The sequence below is a fragment of the Streptococcus sp. VT 162 genome (assembly GCA_000688775.2).
Lineage (GTDB): Bacteria > Bacillota > Bacilli > Lactobacillales > Streptococcaceae > Streptococcus.
Map to the genome: position 1 here is coordinate 641,757 of CP007628.2, position 21,199 is coordinate 662,955.

12 protein-coding genes and 1 pseudogene are annotated in these 21,199 nt (G+C 42.4%); all 13 read left to right on the forward strand.

Features of this window, described 5'->3' with window-relative positions:
• The first annotated feature begins 42 nt into the window (after positions 1 to 42).
• The 13 genes and pseudogenes from V470_03105 (at position 43) to V470_03170 (ending at position 20,888) form a co-directional block, all read left to right on the forward strand.
• Positions 43 to 780 (forward strand): AraC family transcriptional regulator, encoded by a 738-nt coding sequence (locus tag V470_03105; GenBank protein ID AHZ47427.1) that lies wholly within the window; start codon positions 43 to 45, stop codon positions 778 to 780.
• The gene (locus V470_03110) at positions 777 to 2,468 is read left to right on the forward strand and encodes a histidine kinase (GenBank protein ID AHZ47428.1); all 1,692 of its coding nucleotides are present in this window, start codon (positions 777 to 779) and stop codon (positions 2,466 to 2,468) included. The genes V470_03105 and V470_03110 overlap by 4 nt, the downstream gene beginning before the upstream one ends.
• A gap of 109 nt (positions 2,469 to 2,577) precedes the next feature.
• Entirely contained in the window at positions 2,578 to 3,141 is a 564-nt protein-coding gene (locus V470_03115; GenBank protein AHZ47429.1) for a hypothetical protein, read from the forward strand.
• A gap of 261 nt (positions 3,142 to 3,402) precedes the next feature.
• The gene (locus V470_03120; GenBank protein AHZ47430.1) at positions 3,403 to 5,118 is read left to right on the forward strand and encodes an aminobenzoate synthetase; all 1,716 of its coding nucleotides are present in this window, start codon (positions 3,403 to 3,405) and stop codon (positions 5,116 to 5,118) included.
• Between the two features lie 120 nt (positions 5,119 to 5,238).
• Positions 5,239 to 6,532 (forward strand): annotated as a pseudogene (locus V470_03125) (lipoprotein).
• A gap of 183 nt (positions 6,533 to 6,715) precedes the next feature.
• A complete protein-coding gene (locus V470_03130; protein AHZ47432.1) occupies positions 6,716 to 7,675 on the forward strand; it encodes a glucokinase in 960 nt (319 codons plus the stop codon).
• A 98-nt stretch (positions 7,676 to 7,773) separates the two neighbouring features.
• The gene (locus V470_03135; GenBank protein ID AHZ47433.1) at positions 7,774 to 8,613 is read left to right on the forward strand and encodes a thymidylate synthase; all 840 of its coding nucleotides are present in this window, start codon (positions 7,774 to 7,776) and stop codon (positions 8,611 to 8,613) included.
• 333 nt (positions 8,614 to 8,946) lie between these two features.
• The gene (locus tag V470_03145; GenBank protein ID AHZ47434.1) at positions 8,947 to 9,831 is read left to right on the forward strand and encodes a tRNA delta(2)-isopentenylpyrophosphate transferase; all 885 of its coding nucleotides are present in this window, start codon (positions 8,947 to 8,949) and stop codon (positions 9,829 to 9,831) included.
• The gene (locus tag V470_03150) at positions 9,824 to 11,062 is read left to right on the forward strand and encodes a GTP-binding protein HflX (GenBank protein ID AHZ47435.1); all 1,239 of its coding nucleotides are present in this window, start codon (positions 9,824 to 9,826) and stop codon (positions 11,060 to 11,062) included. Before V470_03145 ends, V470_03150 begins: the two co-directional genes overlap by 8 nt.
• Positions 11,055 to 11,678 carry a cystathionine beta-lyase gene (locus V470_03155; protein AHZ47436.1) on the forward strand — a complete coding sequence of 208 codons (624 nt, stop codon included), beginning with the start codon at positions 11,055 to 11,057 and terminating at the stop codon, positions 11,676 to 11,678. The genes V470_03150 and V470_03155 overlap by 8 nt, the downstream gene beginning before the upstream one ends.
• Positions 11,679 to 11,692: 14 nt before the next feature.
• The gene (locus V470_03160; GenBank protein ID AHZ47437.1) at positions 11,693 to 12,622 is read left to right on the forward strand and encodes a ribonuclease Z; all 930 of its coding nucleotides are present in this window, start codon (positions 11,693 to 11,695) and stop codon (positions 12,620 to 12,622) included.
• Between the two features lie 20 nt (positions 12,623 to 12,642).
• The gene (locus tag V470_03165; GenBank protein ID AHZ47438.1) at positions 12,643 to 13,398 is read left to right on the forward strand and encodes a short-chain dehydrogenase; all 756 of its coding nucleotides are present in this window, start codon (positions 12,643 to 12,645) and stop codon (positions 13,396 to 13,398) included.
• Between the two features lie 251 nt (positions 13,399 to 13,649).
• Entirely contained in the window at positions 13,650 to 20,888 is a 7,239-nt protein-coding gene (locus V470_03170; protein ID AHZ47439.1) for a beta-galactosidase, read from the forward strand.
• Positions 20,889 to 21,199: the final 311 nt, after the last annotated feature.

The window sequence follows — 21,199 nt, forward strand, 5'->3', positions numbered from 1 at the left end:
ATTTTGCTATACTGATACTAGTAAGTGGTAAAGGAGCAGAGCATGACCTACACAATCTTAATCGTAGAAGATGAGTATCTGGTAAGACAAGGATTGACGAAGCTGGTTAATGTAGCGGCCTACGATATGGAAATCATCGGTCAGGCTGAAAATGGAAGACAGGCTTGGGACTTGATTCAAAAGCAGGTGCCAGACATCATTTTAACCGATATCAACATGCCTCAGCTAAATGGCATCCAGTTGGCCAGTCTGGTACGAGAAACCTATCCACAAGTGCATTTGGTCTTTTTAACGGGTTACGATGATTTTGATTATGCCTTGTCTGCTGTCAAACTCGGTGTCGATGATTACTTGCTCAAGCCTTTTTCTCGTCAGGATATTGAGGAAATGTTGGGGAAAATCAAGCAAAAACTAGACAAGGAAGAAAAAGAAGAGCAGTTACAAGATTTATTAACCGATAAGTTTGAGGGAAATATTGCTCAGAAAATCCAGTCCCATCTAGCTGACAGTCAGTTTAGTTTGAAGTCTTTGGCCAGTGACCTAGGTTTTAGTCCGACTTATTTGAGTTCCTTAATTAAGAAAGAGTTGGGCCTGCCTTTTCAGGATTACCTGGTGAGAGAGCGTGTCAAACAAGCCAAGCTCTTGCTTCTGACCACGGATTTAAAGATTTATGAGATAGCCGAAAAGGTTGGTTTTGAGGATATGAACTACTTTACCCAACGTTTTAAACAGATTGCAGGTGTGACACCTCGTCAGTTTAAGAAGGGAGAAGATCGATGAAGCGTTCTTCTCTCCTAGTAAGAATGGTTATTTCCATCTTTCTGGTCTTTCTCATTCTCCTAGCTGTGGTCGGGACTTTCTATTATCAATCTAGTTCATCAGCTATTGAGGCCACTATTGAGGGCAATAGCCAAACGACCATTAGCCAAACTAGCCACTTTATTCAGTCTTATATCAAAAAATTAGAAACCACCTCTACCAGTTTGACCCAGCAAAAGGATGTCTTAGCCTATGCTGAGAACCCTAACCAAGACCAGGTCAAAGGAATCCGAGATCTGTTTTTGACTATCTTAAAGGCAGATCAGGACTTGAAAACGGTGGTACTGGTCACCAAATCCGGTCAGGTCATTTCTACAGATGATAGTGTGCAGATGAAAACTTCCTCAGATATGATGGCTGAGGATTGGTACCAAAAGGCTATTCATCAGGGAGCTAAGCCAGTTTTAACCCCAGCTCGTAAATCAGATAGTCAGTGGGTCATTTCTGTCACTCAGGAACTTGTCGATACAAAGGGATCCAATCTTGGTGTACTTCGTTTGGATATTTCCTACGAAACTCTGGAAGCCTATCTCAACCAACTCCAGTTGGGCCAGCAGGGCTTTGCCTTTATCATTAATGAAAACCATGAATTTGTCTACCATCCTAAACGTACTGTCTATAGCTCAGCGAGTGAAATGGAGGCCATGAAACCCTACATCGAGACGGGGCAGGGATATACGCTGGATCACCAATCCTACGTCAGTCAGGAAAAGATTGCAGGTACTGATTGGACGGTTATAGGCGTGTCTTCGTTGGAGAAGTTAGACCAGGTTCGGAGTCAACTCATGTGGACCTTGCTTGGTGCTAGTGCCTTATCTCTTCTTGCCTGTCTCTGCTTGGTGTGGTTCAGTCTCAAACGCTGGATTGCTCCTTTGAAGGACCTAAGAGAAACCATGCTGGAAATTGCTTCTGGTACACAAAATCTTCGTGCTAAGGAAGCTGGCGCCTATGAACTGAGAGAAGTGACTCGTCAGTTCAATGCCATGTTGGATCAGATTGATCAGTTGATGGCAGATGTGCGCAGGCAGGAAGAGGCAACCCGGCAGTATGAACTTCAAGCACTGTCGAGCCAGATTAACCCCCATTTCCTCTATAATACTTTGGACACTATCATCTGGATGGCTGAATTTCAGGATAGTCAGCGAGTGGTTCAGGTGACCAAGTCCTTGGCAACCTATTTCCGCTTGGCGCTCAATCAAGGAAAGGATTTGATTTCTCTTTCTGATGAAATCAACCATGTCCGCCAGTACCTCTTTATCCAGAAACAACGCTATGGTGATAAGCTGGAGTATGAGATTGATGAAGAACCTGACTTTGATAATTTAGTCTTGCCTAAACTGGTGTTGCAACCTCTTGTAGAAAATGCCCTTTACCATGGTATTAAGGAGAAGGAAGGTCAGGGCTATATTAAAGTTTCTGTTCAGAGACAGGATACAGGGGTTGTCATCCGCATTGAGGATGATGGTGTTGGCTTCCAAAATCCTGGTGATAGCAGTCAAAGTCAGCTCAAACGTGGGGGAGTTGGCCTTCAAAATGTCAACCAACGACTCAAACTTCATTTTGGAGACAATTACCAGATGAAGATTGATTCTGCACCCGAAAAAGGGACGACGGTTGAAATATACATTAATAAAATAGAAATAAGTTAGCTCCCAGTCAATTCTGGGAGTTTTGCTTTTAAAAATCAGAATGATTAGTTGGCCTTGATAAAATCAGTAAAAAAAGATATGATAGATAGTGACAAAAGGGGTATCAAGTATGAAGGAAAAAGACATTCAAAGAGCAACAAGCCAGATTGTAGAAGATGTATTAGAAAAGGCCAATTTGAAGCAAGGATCTATCTTTGTTTTGGGCCTTTCTTCTAGTGAAGTGATAGGTGGTCAGATTGGTAAGGAATCCAGTCAAGAAATTGGAGAAATCATTGTGAAGACCATCCTAGATATCCTAGAGGAAAAAGGAATTCATCTAGCTGTTCAAGGTTGTGAACATGTCAATCGAGCCCTCGTCGTTGAACGTCAGCTGGCAGAGCAGTTTGGTCTGGAAATCGTCAGCGTCCTTCCGACTCTTCATGCAGGAGGTTCGGGTCAGTTGGCAGCCTTCAAGTTTATGCAGGATCCAGTTGAGGTCGAATTTATCAAGGCCCATGCTGGGTTGGATATCGGAGATACTGCGATTGGCATGCATGTTAAGCATGTTCAGGTTCCGATTCGCCCTCTTTTGAGAGAAATTGGGCATGCCCATGTAACGGCTCTTGCAAGTCGTCCCAAACTAATCGGAGGTGCGCGTGCGCAGTATCCACAAGATTCTATCAGAAAGTCGTGAAATTATTCTGTAGTAAAAGAAGAAAAGTAAAAGACAGAGGAAGTAATGGTATTTATACCATTACTTCCTCTGTTCTCTTTTGTTGAATTTTGTGTAAAGTGCTCCAATAAGACCAGTTTTTACAAGAAGAAGGGGTGCTATCTGATGGAGAATTGCCAAAAGTAGAAAAAAGCAACGTAGAGATTTTTTTCGTTATAGAAATCAGTAAACAAACCTGGATTTAGCTGTTCTAGGTCGGCTTTTTTGTGCTATACTTAAGATATGCATAGAAAAACAGTGATTGATTTTAGGGCTTTGGGGGAGAGATACACTTTTACCCAGCCAATCAAAGAGTTAAAAACGAGAGACTTATCAGAAGTAGCGGACTTGCTGGCACAAGTGGAAAGCTACCAAGAGCAGGGCTACTATGTGGTGGGCTACGTCAGTTACGAGGCTGCACCTGCATTTGAGGAGAAATTAGCAGTTCATAAAGCTCCTTTACTGGGAGAGTATCTGCTATATTTTACAGTTCACGATAGGGTAGAAACATCGTCTATTCCTCTGACTTATGAGGAAGTAGATCTGCCTTCAAATTGGCATGAACTAACATCTGCAGAGGACTATGAAAAAGCTATTTCCAAGATTCACCATCATTTGCGTCAGGGGGACACCTATCAGGTAAATTACACTGTCCAACTCAAGCAAGACTTAAACGCCAATCCTTTTGCCATTTACAATCGTATGGTGGTAGAACAGGAGGCGGGCTACAATGCCTATGTTGAACATGATGAGATGGCAGTGATTTCCATGAGTCCAGAGCTCTTTTTTGAGCAAAATGACCGAGAATTAACGACTCGTCCAATGAAAGGAACAACCCAGCGGGGAGTGACTGACCAAGAAGACCTTGCCCAAGCTAGCTGGCTAGAACAGGATCCTAAAAATCGCTCTGAAAATATGATGATTGTGGATCTTTTGCGCAACGATATGAACCGTATTTCTGAGGTGGGGAGTGAGCATGTAGAACGTCTGTGTCAAGTAGAACAGTATTCAACTGTTTGGCAGATGACGTCGACCATCAAGAGTCAGTTACGACCGGATGTGGACCTAGTTGAAATCTTCCGTTCGCTCTTTCCATGTGGATCTATCACAGGAGCTCCCAAAATTGCGACCATGGAAATCATCAAGAACTTGGAGCCTCAACCGCGTGGAGTCTACTGCGGAACGATTGGTCTCTTGCTTCCAAATGGGCGACGAATTTTCAATGTCGCCATTCGGACTATTCAACTGCATCAAGAAAAAGCCATCTATGGAGTTGGAGGCGGCATTACTTGGGATAGTACTTGGGAATCTGAATACCGAGAGGTTCATCAAAAGGCGGCTGTACTCTATCGTAAACAAGCACGTTTCCAATTGATTACAACTGGGAAAATCAGTCAAAAACAACTGCTTTTTGAAGATCAACATCTGGAAAGACTGACAAAGGCGAGCCGATATTTTGCCTATCCTTTTGATCCAGAAAACCTGAGACAAAAGATAGAGAAAGAGTGTCAGACCAGCGATTCCCACCAGGACTACCTTTTGCGAATCATCCTCAGTAAATCTGGAGAGATAGAACTCAGTCGCCAAATCTTAACACCCCTCAGTCCAAGCTTCTGCAAAGCTAAACTCTTCCTGCAAGAAGCAGATTTGAATCAATCCTTTACCTACTTTAAAACCACTCATAGACCGCATTTAAATCTAGATAAACAAGAAATCATTTACCATAATGCAGCAGGAGAGCTATTGGAAACGTCTATCGGGAATCTAGTTCTGAAAATCGTTGGAAAACTATACACACCACCTACCAGTCAAGGAATTTTGCCAGGAATCTACCGTCAACATTTGCTAGAAAGAGGACGAGTAGAAGAAAAAGTCTTGACTTTGGCAGACTTGGACCAAGCAGAAGCTGTCTATGGCTGTAACGCGGTCAGAGGCTTGTATGAGTTGGAAGTGATATAATTATAAATTTTTTAATTAATTTTTAGATTTATTTGTTAATATTTAATATTTGATTTGAAAGCAAAATTAAAAATATGGTATACTAATAAGTATAAATCAATAAAAATAATGGAGATTTTTATGAAAAAATCAAAAAAAATTTTAGTAACCAGCTTAGCAACTGCAACACTGGGACTTATTGCATTATCAGATACAACTGGAGACTTTCCTTTTTCGGCTCAGCATGTTTCTGCTCAAGAAAAGGATGCATCTAAAAATGGTAAGGTTGTAAAAGAGAATACAACTTCGGCGTCAAATCAAGCTGAGAAATCAAAAACACCAGCGCAAAATCCTGCTGAGAAACCAAAAACACCAGCGCAAAATTCTGCTGAGAAACCGAAAACACCAGCACAAAAACCTGCTGAGAAACCAAAAACACCAGCACAAAAACCTGCTGAGAAACCGAAAACACCAGCTCAAAAACCTGCTGAGAAACCTAAAAATACAAGTCCTAAAGAGGATAAGTCCAAATCTACAGCTCAGTCTGGTTGGGTAGGCTCATCGTACTATGAAAATGGTACTAAAGTTACTAATAAGTGGATTTTTGATAAAAAAGCTAATTCTTATTTCTATCTAAATGCTTCGGGAAACTATGTCCAAAATGCTTGGGTAGGCAATTACTATCTTAAATCAGATGGTAAAATGGCTAAGAGTGAATGGATTTATGATAAAAACTATGGTTCATATTATTATCTAACCGCAGAAGGTAGCTACGCTCGAAACGCATGGGTAGGTAATTACTATCTTAAATCAGACGGGAAAAGAGCTAAAAATGAATGGTTTTATGACAATAACTATGGGTCATACTATTATTTAACAGGAGAAGGTAGCTACGCTCGCAACACATGGGTAGGCAATTACTATCTTAAATCAGATGGTAAGATGGCTAAAGCTGAGTGGATTTATGACAAAAACTATGGATCCTATTATTATCTAACAGCAGAAGGAAAAATCAGATGGTAAGATGGCCAAGAATGAATGGGTAGATGGTGGCCGTTATTATGTTGAATCAGACGGTAAAATGGCTAAGGACAAATGGGTAGATGGTGGCCGTTACTATGTAGGATACGATGGTGTGTGGCAACCAAAACCAGCAGCCGGGAATCCATACTCAGCAGCTTTAAAGAGAGCACAAGGTTATAATGAGATTCATTTGTCAAAAAAAAGAATTTATGAGATGTTAATTTTTGAAGGTTTTAATAGTGACACTGCACAATATGCTATCAATCATTTGCAAGCAGACTATAAGGAGAATGCCTTAGCTAAAGCAAGAGAATACCGAAAATACAGCAATCTCTCAAAAACAAAAATTTATGACTGGCTAACTTCTCCTAGTATTGACAAATTTACCAAAGAAGAAGCTAACTTCTCCTAGTATTGACAAATTTACCAAAGAAGAAGCGAACTACGCCATTCAACATTTGGGTGACTAATTTTTACAAATAGTGAAGCAAATGAGATGTTTTAATATTGGTTTTTAACACGCAAACCTTTGCATAAAGTTGACGATTTTGTTATACTATATCTGTAAGCATTTTCAGTTTAAAAGGAGAAGACGATGAGTCAAAAGATTATTGGGATTGACCTTGGTGGGACATCTGTTAAGTTCGCAATTTTAACTCAAGAAGGAGAAATCCAAGAAAAATGGTCTATCAAGACCAATATTTTGGACGAAGGAAGCCATATTGTAGACGATATGATTGAGTCTATTCAGCATCGCTTGGACTTGCTTGGATTGTCTGCTACGGATTTCCGAGGCATTGGAATGGGATCACCTGGTGTGGTTGACCGTGAAAAAGGGACTGTTATCGGTGCCTACAACCTCAACTGGAAAACCCTTCAACCAATCAAAGAAAAGATTGAAAAATCCTTGGGGATTCCATTCTTCATTGATAATGATGCCAACGTAGCTGCTCTTGGTGAGCGCTGGATGGGGGCTGGTGAAAACCAACCAGACGTTGTCTTTATGACACTTGGTACAGGTGTTGGTGGCGGTATCGTGGCAGAAGGCAAATTGCTTCACGGTGTCGCTGGTGCGGCAGGAGAGCTTGGTCATATCACTGTTGACTTTGACCAACCAATCGCTTGTACTTGTGGTAAGAAAGGCTGTCTTGAGACAGTTGCTTCTGCAACAGGGATTGTCAACTTGACACGTCGTTATGCAGATGAATACGAAGGCGATGCGGCCTTGAAACGCTTGATCGACGACGGTGAAGAAGTAACTGCTAAAACTGTCTTTGACCTTGCAAAAGAAGGGGACGACCTTGCCTTGATCGTTTATCGTAACTTCTCACGTTACTTGGGAATCGCGTGTGCCAACATCGGCTCCATCCTCAACCCATCAACGATTGTTATCGGTGGTGGGGTGTCAGCTGCGGGAGAATTCCTTCTCCAAGGCGTGCAAAAGGTTTATGATGAAAATACCTTCCCACAAGTACGCACATCAACTAAATTAGCTCTCGCAACTCTAGGAAATGACGCTGGAGTTATCGGAGCAGCATCACTTGTATTGCAATAAGATCATAAAAGGAGAAAAACACTACTTTAAAGCCAGTGATTTTCCTCCTTTCTTTTTTTATGCTATACTAGTTAGGACAATAAATGAGGTGAGAGTAAATGACAAAAGCAGATACGATTTTTAAAGAAAATATTGAACGAATCCTCAAAGACGGTGTCTTTTCTGAGCAGGCTCGTCCCAAGTACAAGGATGGGACAGTTGCTAATTCCAAGTACGTAACGGGTGCCTTTGCGGAGTATGATTTGTCTAAGGGGGAATTCCCCATCACAACCTTGCGTCCCATTGCGATCAAATCTGCCATCAAGGAAGTGCTCTGGATTTACCAAGATCAGTCTAATAGCCTAGATGTTCTCAATGATAAGTACAATGTTCACTACTGGAATGACTGGGAAGTGGGAGATACGGGAACCATCGGTGAACGCTATGGGGCGGTCGTTAAGAAACACGACATCATTAACAAGATTCTCAAGCAGTTGGAAGCCAATCCTTGGAATCGTCGCAATATCATCTCGCTCTGGGATTATGAGGCTTTTGAGGCAACAGACGGCCTCCTTCCATGCGCCTTTCAGACCATGTTTGATGTCCGTCGAGTAGATGGGGAAATCTATCTGGATGCGACCTTGACCCAGCGTTCGAATGATATGTTGGTGGCCCACCATATCAATGCCATGCAGTATGTGGCTTTACAGATGATGATTGCTAAGCATTTTGGATGGAAGGTTGGGAAGTTTTTCTATTTTATCAACAACCTCCATATCTATGATAATCAGTTTGAACAAGCTCAGGAATTGCTCCGTCGTGAGCCGTCAAACTGCCAACCACGCTTGATTTTAAATGTTCCTGATGGGACCAATTTCTTTGATATCAAAGCGGAGGACTTTGAGTTGGTTGACTATAATCCGGTTAAGCCACAGCTGAAGTTTGATTTGGCTATTTAATAACATAAAAAGAAGTTGAGATTTCTCAACTTCTTTTGTTGCTTAATGTGATACGCGACGGCGAGCCGCTTTTTTACGGTTTTCTTCGATGAAAGCTGCTTTTTGCTCTTCTGGCTCAATCACTTTCTTTTTAATTGCGTACACTGCACCTGCAACGGCAGCGACAGTTCCTGCGACACCTGTTACAAGACCTTTAGCGAATCCTTTAGCCATGAGTCTTCCTCCTTTATCTTCCCGATCAGCCAGGCTCCTTAAGTGGTAGCATTTTTCTGACTGACCTTTTTGTGATATAATAATAGTAACGAAAAAATGGAAATTTTTCAAGGAAAAAAGATGAAAACAAAAATAATTGTGATTGTTGGACCGACTGCTGTTGGGAAGACAGCCCTTGCTATCGAAGTGGCCAAGCTCTTTGATGGAGAGGTGGTCAGTGGTGACAGTCAGCAAGTATACAGAGGGTTGGATATTGGGACGGCCAAGGTTAGCCCAGAGGAGCAAGTAGCTGTTCCTCATCATTTGATTGATGTCAGAGAGGTGACCGAGTCTTACTCGGCTTTTGATTTTGTTTCAGAAGCTAAGAAGGCCATTGAGGATATTCAAAACCGTGGCAAGCTAGCCATTATCGCTGGAGGCACAGGCCTTTATATCCAGAGCTTGCTTGAAGGCTATCATCTAGGTGGGGAAACACCTCATGAGGAGATATTAGCCTATCGAGCTAGTTTAGAGCCTTTATCAGATGAAGAATTAGCCAATCTTGTGGAGCAAGCAGGCCTTGAAATTCCCCAGTTTAACCGTCGTCGTGCCATGCGTGCCTTGGAAATTGTCCATTTTGGTCAGGATTTGGAAAATCAGGAAAGTCCTTATGAACCTTTGATTATCTGCTTGGATGATGAACGCAGTCAGCTTTATGAACGGATTAACCATCGTGTGGATTTGATGTTTGAGGCTGGATTATTGGATGAAGCCAAGTGGCTCTTTGAGCATTATCCAGATGTACCAGCAGCCAAAGGCATTGGCTACAAGGAACTTTTTCCTTATTTCCGTGGGGAGCAAACTCTTGAGGAAGCCAGCGATAGTCTCAAACAGGCGACTCGCCGTTTTGCTAAGCGTCAGTTGACCTGGTTCCGTAATCGCATGCAGGTCACCTTTTATCAGATAGGAGAGCCTGGTGTGCAAGACCGTATTTTAAGCCAGATAGAGGAGTTTTTAGATGATTGAAACGGAGAAAAAAGAGGAACGGGTCCTGCTCATTGGTGTTGAACTGCAGGGTATGGATAATTTCGACCTCTCCATGGAAGAGTTGGCCAGTCTGGCTAAGACAGCTGGGGCAGTCGTAGTAGATAGCTACAGGCAAAAACGGGAAAAGTATGACTCCAAGACCTTCGTTGGTTCTGGTAAGTTGGAAGAGATTGCGCGGATGGTTGATGCAGAAGAAATTACTACTGTCATCGTCAATAATCGCTTGACTCCACGGCAAAATGTCAATTTAGAAGAAGTTCTCGGTGTCAAGGTCATTGACCGTATGCAGTTGATTCTGGATATCTTTGCCATGCGGGCTCGAAGCCATGAAGGAAAACTCCAAGTTCATTTGGCTCAGCTCAAGTATCTCTTGCCCCGCTTGGTTGGTCAGGGGATTATGCTCAGCCGTCAGGCAGGGGGAATTGGTTCCCGTGGACCTGGTGAAAGTCAGCTGGAACTGAACCGTCGTAGTGTTCGTAATCAAATCACAGATATCGAGCGCCAGCTCAAGGTGGTTGAGAAAAATCGGGCGACAGTCAGAGAAAAACGCTTGGAGTCAAGCACCTTTAAGATTGGTTTGATTGGCTACACCAATGCTGGGAAATCAACCATCATGAACACCTTGACCAGTAAGACCCAGTATGAAGCAGACGAGCTCTTTGCGACTCTGGATGCGACGACAAAGAGTATCCATTTGGGAGGTAATCTACAGGTGACTTTAACTGATACGGTTGGCTTTATCCAAGATTTGCCAACTGAATTGGTGTCCAGTTTCAAGTCAACCTTGGAAGAAAGTAAGCATGTAGACCTTCTGGTTCATGTCATCGATGCCAGCAATCCTTACCACGAGGAACATGAAAAAACAGTCCTGTCCATCATGAAAGACCTGGACATGGAGGATATTCCTCGCCTGACCCTTTATAATAAAGCGGATTTGGTGGAGGATTTCATGCCTACCCAAACGCCGTATGCCCTCATTTCTGCCAAGTCTGAAGATAGTCGTGAGCAGTTGCAGGCTTTGTTTTTAGAGAAAATCAAGGAGATTTTTGAAGTCTTTACTCTGCGCGTGCCCTTTTCTAAGTCTTACAAGATTCATGATTTAGAAAATGTAGCGATTCTGGAAGAGCGCGACTATCAAGATGACGGTGAAGTCATTACAGGCTACATTTCTGAGAAAAATAAATGGAGATTAGAGGAATTTTATGACTGATATTAAAACTTTGGCTCTAAAGTATGGAGGCTATACAAGTCTGGATAAGATCTATCTGGATCAGCTTCTAGCTGGCAAAGCAGAGCAGGAGCAGTTAGCTCTCATCACACCTCCTCCGAGTGTAGTCAATGCCTACTTTGCTGAACTCTACCAGAAAAAGAGTCCTGAAGCTGCGACGGATTATTTTTCAGAACTCAGTCAGGAACTGAACCTCTACAATGCTGAGCCAAGTTTCACCTTTGAAAATAAGCCTTTTATTCGTCTTAATTTATCTGGCAAATCTTTTGGATTTTGCTATGAGAGTGAGGGGCTGGGGCGGATTTTCTCTGAAAATGAAGAGGAAATCTCGGATGACTTACTTTTTGAAATTGCGCAAATTTTCCCCCATCAACTCGTCTTTGAAGAGTCTGGAAAGATTTACATGAAGCCTGTCGGAGATGAGGAAGTTGTTAGTGTGGAGAGTCTCACAGATTTGACTGATTTGGAAAGCTTGGCGGATGGTCGTAAACGTCTCAAAGGCTACAGTCAAGAGGATTTACTGCAAGAAGCTGTTGCTTTTTCTGGCAGTCGCTATTTCCGATCGGAAAACCGCACAGCCATGTTATATATTGATTAATTAGAAAGTATCGAATGGATATTCAATTTTTAGGAACAGGGGCTGGTCAGCCCTCTAAAGCCCGCAATGTTTCAAGTCTCGCCCTGAAACTCTTGGACGAGATTAACGAAGTCTGGCTTTTTGACTGTGGAGAAGGAACGCAAAATCGTATTCTGGAAACCACGATTCGACCACGTAAGGTCAGCAAAATCTTTATCACCCACCTGCATGGAGATCATATCTTTGGCTTGCCAGGATTCCTTTCTAGCCGTGCCTTTCAGGCAAATGAGGAGCAGACGGATTTGGACATCTATGGACCGCAAGGAATCAAGTCATTTGTTTTAACCAGCCTTCGTGTGTCAAGCTCTCGTCTGCCTTACCGAATTCATTTTCATGAGTTTGAGCAAGATTCTCTAGGGAAAATCCTTGAGACCGATAAATTCACTGTGTATGCAGAGGAGCTGGACCACACTATTTTCTGTGTTGGCTATCGTGTCATGCAAAAGGACTTAGAAGGTACCTTGGATGCTGAAAGACTTAAGGCTGCTGGTGTTCCATTTGGCCCGCTTTTTGGAAAAATCAAAAACGGTCAGGACGTTGTTCTAGAAGACGGAACTGAAATCAAAGCTGCTGACTATATCTCAGCGCCACGTCCAGGTAAGATTATCACCATTCTGGGCGACACCCGAAAAACCAATGCTAGTGTGCGTCTGGCTGTCAACGCCGATGTCTTGGTTCACGAGTCGACTTATGGCAAAGGAGATGAAAAAATTGCCCGCAACCACGGTCACTCAACCAATATGCAGGCAGCACAAGTAGCAGCAGAAGCCGGTGCTAAGCGCCTCCTGCTCAATCATATCAGCGCTCGTTTCCTTTCAAAAGATATCAGCCAGCTCAAGAAAGATGCGGCAACTGTTTTTGAAAATGTCCATGTGGTTAAAGACTTGGAAGAAGTGGAAATTTAGAAGATTGAGAAAGGATAAGTATGCGTACTATTCTGATTACCGGAGCAAGCGGTGGCTTAGCCCAAGAAATGGTCAAACTCTTGCCAAATGACCAACTCATCTTGCTAGGTAGAAACAAGGAAAAACTAGTCCAACTATATGGAAATCATCCTCATGTGGAATTGATTGAAATCGATATTACTGATGACTCAGCCCTAGAAGCTCTGGTAGCTGACCTCTATCTCCGTTATGGCAAGATTGATGTCTTGATTAACAACGCTGGCTATGGAATTTTTGAAGATTTCGACCAGATTTCTGACAAAGACATTCACCAGATGTTTGAGGTTAATACCTTTGCTCTGATGAATCTATCTCGTCGTCTTGGAACTTGCATGAAGGAGAGGGGAAAAGGGCATATCATCAATATCATCAGTATGGCAGGTTTGATAGCGACTAGCAAGTCCAGTCTCTACTCAGCGACAAAGTTTGCGGCTATTGGATTTTCAAATGCGCTGCGCCTCGAACTGATTCCCTACGGTGTCTATCTAACGACGGTTAATCCAGGTCCAATCCGCACAGGATTTTTTGACCAGGCTGACCCAGATGGGACCTACCTCAAGTCGGTTGATCGATTTCTCTTAGAACCAGATGCAGTGGCTAGAAAGATTGTCAAAATCATAGGAAAAAACAAACGGGAACTCAATCTACCAGTTTTGTTGAACCTAGCCTATAAGTTTTATACCCTCTTTCCCAAATTAGCCGATAAGTTGGCAGGGGGAATCTTTAATTATAAGTAAAAGGAGTTCCTTACAAAAGGAACTTTTTTTATAATATTGAACTGAGTGTCAAAAATTTGTTTGTTTTTGTTCTAAATCTACATTCACTTTTTTTGAGTCTTCTACAAATTTTAGAAAAAACAATCAAAAATATGATTTTTTGTGTTTAGGGTATTGAAATTTCCTATATTATTTTATAAAATAAGGGTAAAAGGCTATGAAAAAGTAATACGCTTACAAATAAATGGAAGCGGTTACCAAAGGAGGATTTTATGGAAAAAGGCCATTGGAATCGTAAAAGAGTCTACAGCATTCGTAAGTTTGCCGTAGGCGCTTGCTCTGTCATGATTGGAACCTGTGCGGTTCTATTTGGAGGAAGTGTCATTGGAGAATCACCAGTTTTCGCGGATGAAACTCCAATTACTCACACTGTTGAACAAGCAAAAGAGGAAAGTCCGGCAGTGGAGGAAAAAGAAAATCAAGCTGTAACAGAGCACAAGGATGCTGCAAGTGTCGACCAAAGTCAAGCTGCTCCAATTGAAGCAAGCAAACCAGAGGTGAAAGAAGAGGAACCTGTAGCTCCAAAAGAGGAGAAAGCATCTCTAAAACCTGAAGAAACAGCTCCAAAGGTAGAATCTCAAGCTTCAAGTCAAGAAAAGCCTGTCAAGGAAGAGTTGAAAGCTGCGACAAATGAAGAAGTGAATCAAATGATTGAAGATAGAAAAGTGAATTTTAATCAAAATTGGCACTTTAAACTCAATGCGAACCCTAAAGAAGCTGTGAAATCAGATGCCGACGTATCAACATGGCAAAAATTGGATCTCCCACACGACTGGAGTATCTTTAACGATTTTGACCATCAGTCACCTGCCCAAAACGAGGGTGGACAGCTCAATGGTGGTGAAGCTTGGTATCGCAAGACCTTTAAACTTGATGAAAAAGATCTCAAGAAAAATGTTCGTGTCACTTTTGATGGTGTCTATATGGACTCTCAAGTCTATGTCAATGGCCAGTTAGTGGGGCATTATCCAAATGGTTATAACCAGTTCTCATACGATATCACCAAATACCTTCACAAAGATGGTCGTGAGAATGTGATTGCTGTCCATGCGGTTAACAAACAGCCAAGTAGCCGTTGGTACTCAGGTAGTGGTATCTACCGTGATGTGACCTTGCAAGTGACAGATAAGGTTCATGTTGAGAAAAATGGGACAACCATCTTAACACCAAAGCTAGAACAACAGCAACATGGCAAGGTTGAAACTCATGTAGCAAGCAAAATCGTCAATACAGATGATAAAGACCATGAACTGCTGGCAGAGTATCAAATCGTTGAACGTGGTGGTCAGGCTGTAACAGGTTTGGTTCGTACAGCGAGCCGTACCTTGAAAGCACATGAGTCAACAAGTCTTGATGCGATTTTAGAAGTTGAACAACCAAAACTCTGGACCGTTTTAAATGACAAACCTGCCTTGTATGAACTGGTTACGCGTGTTTACCGTGACGGTCAATTGGTTGATGCTAAGAAAGATTTGTTTGGTTACCGTTACTATCATTGGACTCCAAATGAAGGTTTCTCTTTGAATGGTGAACGCATTAAATTCCATGGTGTTTCCTTGCACCATGACCACGGAGCGCTTGGAGCAGAAGAAAACTATAAGGCAGAATACCGTCGTCTCAAACAAATGAAGGAGATGGGCGTTAACGCCATCCGTACAACTCATAACCCTGCAAGTCCACAGACCTTGCAAATCGCAGCAGAACTTGGTTTGCTGGTTCAGGAAGAGGCCTTTGATACGTGGTATGGTGGTAAGAAACCTTATGACTACGGACGTTTCTTTGAAAAAGACGCTACTCACCCAGAAGCTAGAAAAGGTGAAAAATGGTCTGACTACGATCTTCGTACCATGGTCGAAAGAGATAAAAATAACCCAGCTGTCTTCATGTGGTCTATCGGAAACGAAATCGGTGAAGCCGATGGAAAGGCTCACTCTCTTGCAACGGTTAAACGCTTAGTAAAAGTGATTAAAGATGTTGATACTACACGTTATGTTACTATGGGAGCAGATAAGTTCCGCTTTGGTGATGGTAGCGGTGATCATGAGAAAATTGCTAATGAACTGGATGCAGTTGGTTTCAACTATTCAGAAGACAACTACAAGAAACTTCGTGCGAAACATCCAAACTGGTTGATTTATGGTTCAGAAACATCTTCTGCAACCCGTACACGCGGTAGCTATTATCGTCCTGAAAGTGAATTAAAACATAGTAACGGACCTGAACGTCATTACGAACAGTCTGACTATGGTAATGACCGGGTTAACTGGGGTAAAACGGCAACAGATTCATGGACCTTTGACCGTGACAACGCTGGCTATGCTGGACAGTTTATCTGGACAGGTACGGACTATATCGGTGAGCCTACACCATGGCACAACCAAAACCAAACTCCTGTTAAGAGCTCTTACTTTGGTATCGTAGATACAGCTGGTATTCCAAAAAATGACTTTTATCTCTACCAAAGCCAATGGGTTTCTGCCAAGAAGAAACCGATGGTACACCTTCTTCCTCACTGGAACTGGGAAAATAGAGAATTAGCAGACAAAGTTGCTGACTCAGAAGGTAAGATCCCAGTTCGTGCCTACTCAAACGCTGCAAGTGTTGAATTGTTCTTGAACGGTCAATCTCTCGGTGTTAAAAAGTTCAACAAAAAACAAACTAGTGATGGTCGTACCTACCAAGAAGGTGCCAATGCTAAGGAACTCTATCTTGAGTGGAAGGTTGCTTACCAACCAGGTACCTTAGAAGCAGTAGCTCGTGATGAAGCTGGTAAAGAAATTGCACGTGACAAGATTACCACTGCAGGTCAACCTGCAGGTGTTCGTCTCATCAAGGAAGAACACGCAATCGCTGCAGATGGAAAAGACTTGACTTACATCTACTATGAAATCGTAGACAGCCAAGGAAATGTGGTACCAACTGCCAATAATTTGGTTCGTTTCCAATTGCATGGACAAGGTCAACTGGTCGGTGTTGATAATGGGGAACAAGCCAGCCGTGAACGCTACAAGGCACAACCTGATGGTTCTTGGATCCGCAGAGCCTTTAACGGTAAAGGGGTTGCCATTGTTAAATCAACTGAGCAAGCAGGTAAATTCACTCTAACAGCCCATTCAGATCTCTTGAAATCTGGTCAAGTAACGGTCTTTACTGGTAAAAAAGAAGACCAAGAAAAGACCGTTCTCGGAACAGAAGTACCAAAAGTACGTACTGTTATTGAGAAAGAGCCAAAAATGCCGAAGACAGTCGGTTTTATCTACAGTGATGGCAGTCGTGAAAAACGTCCAGTAACTTGGTCTTCAGTTGATGTGAGCCAAGCAGGAGTTGTGACTGTTAAAGGTATGGCAGACGGACGCGAAGTTGAGGCCCGTGTCGAAATTCTAGCAATCGCAAATGAGCTTCCAACTGTTAAGCGTGTTGCTCCAGGAACAGACTTGAGCGCTGTTGACAAATACGTTTCTATTGCTGTTACGGATGGAAGCGTACAAGAATACGAAGTTGATAAGTGGGAGATTTCGGAAGCAGATAAAGCTAAACTGTCAGTTGCAGGATCACGTATTCAAATGACTGGTCAACTGGGTGGTGAGACTATTCACGCTACCCTTGTGGTAGAAGAAGGTAATCCTGCGGCTCCTGCAGTACCAAATGTAACTGTTGGTGGCGAATCTGTCACTGGTCTTACTACTCAAAATCCAATGCAATATCGAACTCTTGCTTACGGTGCATCCTTGCCAGAAGTTGTAGCAAGTGCTGAAAATGCGGATGTTACTGTAGTCCAAGCAAGTGCAGCAAACGGCATGCGTGCAAGCATCTATGTTCAACCAAAAGATGGTGGACCTCTTCAAACATATGCAATTCAATTCCTTGAAGAAGCACCAAAAATTGACCACTTGAGCTTACAAGTAGAGCAAGCTGACGGTCTTAAAGAAGACCAAACAGTGAAATTGTCTGTCCTTGCACACTATCAAGACGGAACACAAGCAGTTCTACCAGCAGATAAGGTGACCTTCTCTACAAGTGGTGAAGGGGAAGTCGCAGTTCGTAAAGGAATGCTTGAGTTGCATAAGCCAGGAACAGTCACTCTCAAAGCAGAATATGAGGGGGCTACAGGTCAAATCGATCTTACGATCCAGGCCAATACTGAGAAAAAAGTAGCCCAATCTATCCGTCCAGTAAACGTAGTAACAGACTTGCATCAAGAACCTACTCTTCCAGCAACAGTGACAGTAGAGTATGACAAAGGTTTCCCTAAAACTCATAAAGTCACTTGGCAAGCCATTCCAAAAGAAAAACTCGACCACTATCAAACCTTTGAAGTTCTAGGTAAAGTTGAAGGAATTGACCTTGAAGCGCGTGCTAAAGTCTCTGTAGAAGGTATTGTTTCGGTTGAAGAAGTCAGCGTGACAACACCAATTGCAGAAGCGCCACAATTACCAGAAAGTGTTCGTACCTACGATTCAAATGGTCACGTTTCAGCTGCCAAGGTTGCATGGGATGCGATTCAATCAGAGCAATACGCCAAGGAAGGTGTCTTTACAGTTAATGGTCGCCTAGAAGGTACGCAATTAACAACTAAACTTCATGTTCGCGTATCTGCTCAAACTGAGAAGGGAGCAAACATTTCTGACCAATGGACCGGATCAGAATTGCCACTGGCCTTTGCTTCAGACTCAAATCCAACTGATCCTGTTTCAAACGTCAACGATAAATTGATTTCCTTTAATGACCGCCCAGCTAATCGTTGGACAAACTGGAACCGTACTAATCCAGAAGCTTCAGTTGGTGTCCTATTCGGAGATTCAGGTATTTTGAGCAAACGTTCAGTTGATAATCTAAGTGTCGGATTCCACGAAGACCACGGAGTTGGTGTACCGAAGTCTTATGTGATTGAATATTATGTCGGTAAGACCGTTCCAACAGCCCCTAAAAACCCTAGCTTTGTAGGTGAGGAAAACCATGCCTTTAACGATCCTGCAAACTGGAAAGAGGTAAGCAATCTCAAAGCACCAGCTCAATTAAAAGCTGGAGAAATGAATCATTTCAGCTTTGATAAAGTTGAGACCTATGCGGTTCGCATTCGTATGGTTCGACTTGATAGCAAGAAAGGAACGTCTATCACAGAAGTACAAATCTTTGCAAAACAAGTCGCAGCAGCCAAACAAGGACAAACAAGAATCCAAGTTGACGGTAAAGACTTAGCAAACTTTAACCCTGATTTGACTGACTACTACCTTGAGTCAGTAGATGGAAAAGTTCCTGCAGTAACAGCAAGTGTTAGCAACAATGGTCTCGCCACCGTCGTTCCAAGTGTTCGTGAAGGTGAGCCAGTTCGTGTTATCGCGAAGGCTGAAAATGGTGATATCCTAGGAGAATACCGTCTACACTTTACAAGCAATAAAGACTTGCTCTCTCGTAAACCAGTTGCCGCGGTCAAACAAGCTCGCTTGCTACAAGTAGGGCAACCGCTTGAATTGCCAACTAAGGTTCCTGTTTATTTCACAGGTAAAGACGGTTACGAAACAAAAGACTTGGCAGTAGAATGGGAAGAAGTTCCAGCAGAAAAGCTGACAAAAGCAGGTCAATTTACCGTTCGAGGTCGTGTCCTTGGTAGTGATCTTGTTGCTGAGTTCACTGTACGAGTGACAGACAAACTTGGCGAAGCTCTTTCAAATAACCCAGAGTATGATGAAAATAGTAACCGCGCCTTTGCTTCAGCCACTAACGACATTGATAGAAACTCCCATGACCGTGTGGACTATCTCAATGACGGAAATCATTCAGAAAATCGTCGTTGGACAAACTGGTCTCCAACACCATCTTCTAATCCAGAAGTATCAGCAGGTGTGATCTTCCGTGAAAATGGTAAGATTGTAGAACGGACTGTAGCGCAAGCCAAACTTCACTTCTTTGCAGATAGTGGTACAGATGCACCATCTAAACTCGTTTTGGAACGCTATATTGGCCCAGATTTTGAAGTGCCTACCTACTATTCAAACTACCAAGCCTACGATGCAGCTCATCCATTTAACAATCCAGAAAACTGGGAAGCTGTGCCTTATCGTGCGGACAAAGACATTGCAGCTGGTGATGAAATCAACGTAACATTTAAAGCTGTCAAAGCCAAAGCCATGAGATGGCGTATGGATCGTAAAGCTGACAAGAGCGGTGTTGCGATGATTGAGATGACCTTCCTTGCACCGAGTGAATTGCCTCAAGAAAGTACCCAATCAAAAATTCTTGTAGATGGAAAAGAGCTTTCTGGCTTCGCTGAAGATCGTCAAGACTACCAAATCACCTATAAAGGTCAACGTCCAAAAGTCTCAGTCGAAGAAAGCAATCAAGTAGCTTCAACAGTTGTAGATAGCGGAGACGATAGCCTTCCAGTACTTGTTCGTCTTGTTTCAGAAAGTGGAAAACAAGTCAAGGAATACCGTATCCAGTTGACTAAGGAAAAACCAGTTTCTGAGAAGACTGTTGCTGCTGTACAAGAAGAACTTCCAAAACTCGAATTTGTTGAAAACGATTTGGCCTACAAGACAGTTGAGAAAAAGGATTCAACGCTGTATCTAGGAGAAACTCGTGTAGAACAAGAAGGAAAAGTTGGTAAGGAACGGATCTTCACAGTGGTTAATCCTAGTGGAAGTAAGGAAGAAAAACTCCGTGAAGTGGTAGAGGCTCCGACAGACCGCATCGTCTTGGTCGGAACAAAACCAGGAACCTCTCTTCCAGAAGACGAAGTGAAGAACCTTGTCCTCGACAGACCCGAACTTATAGTCGAAGAAGAAACCATCGACTTCAAGGTTCAGGAGCGTAAGTCTGATAAGTTGTATCTAGGAGAAACTCGTGTCCTACAAGAAGGTCAAAAAGGTATTCGTCTTCACTTGATTGAAGTAGAAAATGGAAAACGTCAGCTTAAAGAAACTTACGATAAAGTCGCTGCTCAAGATCGTATAGTAGAAGTTGGCACTAAACCAGGAACTTCTCTTCCAGAAGATGAAGTGAAGAACCTAGTCCTTAACAGACCAGAACTTGTAATCGAAGAAGAAACAATTGATTTCAAGGTTCAGGAACAAAAGAATGATCAGCTTCCAGTAGGTCAAATTCGTGTTCTCCAAGAAGGTCAAAAAGGTATCCGTGTTCACTTAATCGAAGTTGAAAATGGCAAGCGAACTGAAAAAGAAAGCTATGATAAAGTCATGGCTCAAGATCGCATTGTAGAAGTTGGTACGGCTAGTGAAACAACTAAACCAGTACCTCAAGAATCTACAAAACCACAAGTATCAGAAAAAGCAGATACAAAAGAAATTGCTTTAAATGCAGCTAGTCAAGCTCAAGAAGAACAGTTACCAAATACAGGAAGTGCAGAAAGTCAAGCAGCTCTAGCAGCAGGCCTAGCTCTTCTTGGCTTGAGTGCAGGTCTAGTGGCCACTAAAGGTAAAAAAGAAGACTAGAATGAATAAGTATTTCTTCTAAATGTATCTCAGAAAGACCAGGGAAACCTGGTCTTTTTAATGGGTAGAAGTATTCTCTAAAGAGCAATTTAACGTTTATGAAATCAGATAACCAAAATGATAAAAACACTATCTGGTATCCAAAACGAGATGAACTTATTTTTTAAAAAATGGCGGTAAAATATACCAGATTTTGTTTCGATGATAGGAGAAGAAAAGATACAAAGCGGTTAATATACGGATGTGAAAAAGTCGATTTCAACCTGTAAGAAAAAATTGGATTTTTTTTATAAAAATTTGCTTGATAGTTC

Coding starts and splice junctions, on each gene's coding strand:
- V470_03105 (AHZ47427.1), top strand. CDS start 43: ATGACCTACACAATCTTAATCGTAGAAGATGAGTATCTGGTAAGACAA.
- V470_03110 (AHZ47428.1), top strand. CDS start 777: ATGAAGCGTTCTTCTCTCCTAGTAAGAATGGTTATTTCCATCTTTCTG.
- V470_03115 (AHZ47429.1), top strand. CDS start 2,578: ATGAAGGAAAAAGACATTCAAAGAGCAACAAGCCAGATTGTAGAAGAT.
- V470_03120 (AHZ47430.1), top strand. CDS start 3,403: ATGCATAGAAAAACAGTGATTGATTTTAGGGCTTTGGGGGAGAGATAC.
- V470_03130 (AHZ47432.1), top strand. CDS start 6,716: ATGAGTCAAAAGATTATTGGGATTGACCTTGGTGGGACATCTGTTAAG.
- V470_03135 (AHZ47433.1), top strand. CDS start 7,774: ATGACAAAAGCAGATACGATTTTTAAAGAAAATATTGAACGAATCCTC.
- V470_03145 (AHZ47434.1), top strand. CDS start 8,947: ATGAAAACAAAAATAATTGTGATTGTTGGACCGACTGCTGTTGGGAAG.
- V470_03150 (AHZ47435.1), top strand. CDS start 9,824: ATGATTGAAACGGAGAAAAAAGAGGAACGGGTCCTGCTCATTGGTGTT.
- V470_03155 (AHZ47436.1), top strand. CDS start 11,055: ATGACTGATATTAAAACTTTGGCTCTAAAGTATGGAGGCTATACAAGT.
- V470_03160 (AHZ47437.1), top strand. CDS start 11,693: ATGGATATTCAATTTTTAGGAACAGGGGCTGGTCAGCCCTCTAAAGCC.
- V470_03165 (AHZ47438.1), top strand. CDS start 12,643: ATGCGTACTATTCTGATTACCGGAGCAAGCGGTGGCTTAGCCCAAGAA.
- V470_03170 (AHZ47439.1), top strand. CDS start 13,650: ATGGAAAAAGGCCATTGGAATCGTAAAAGAGTCTACAGCATTCGTAAG.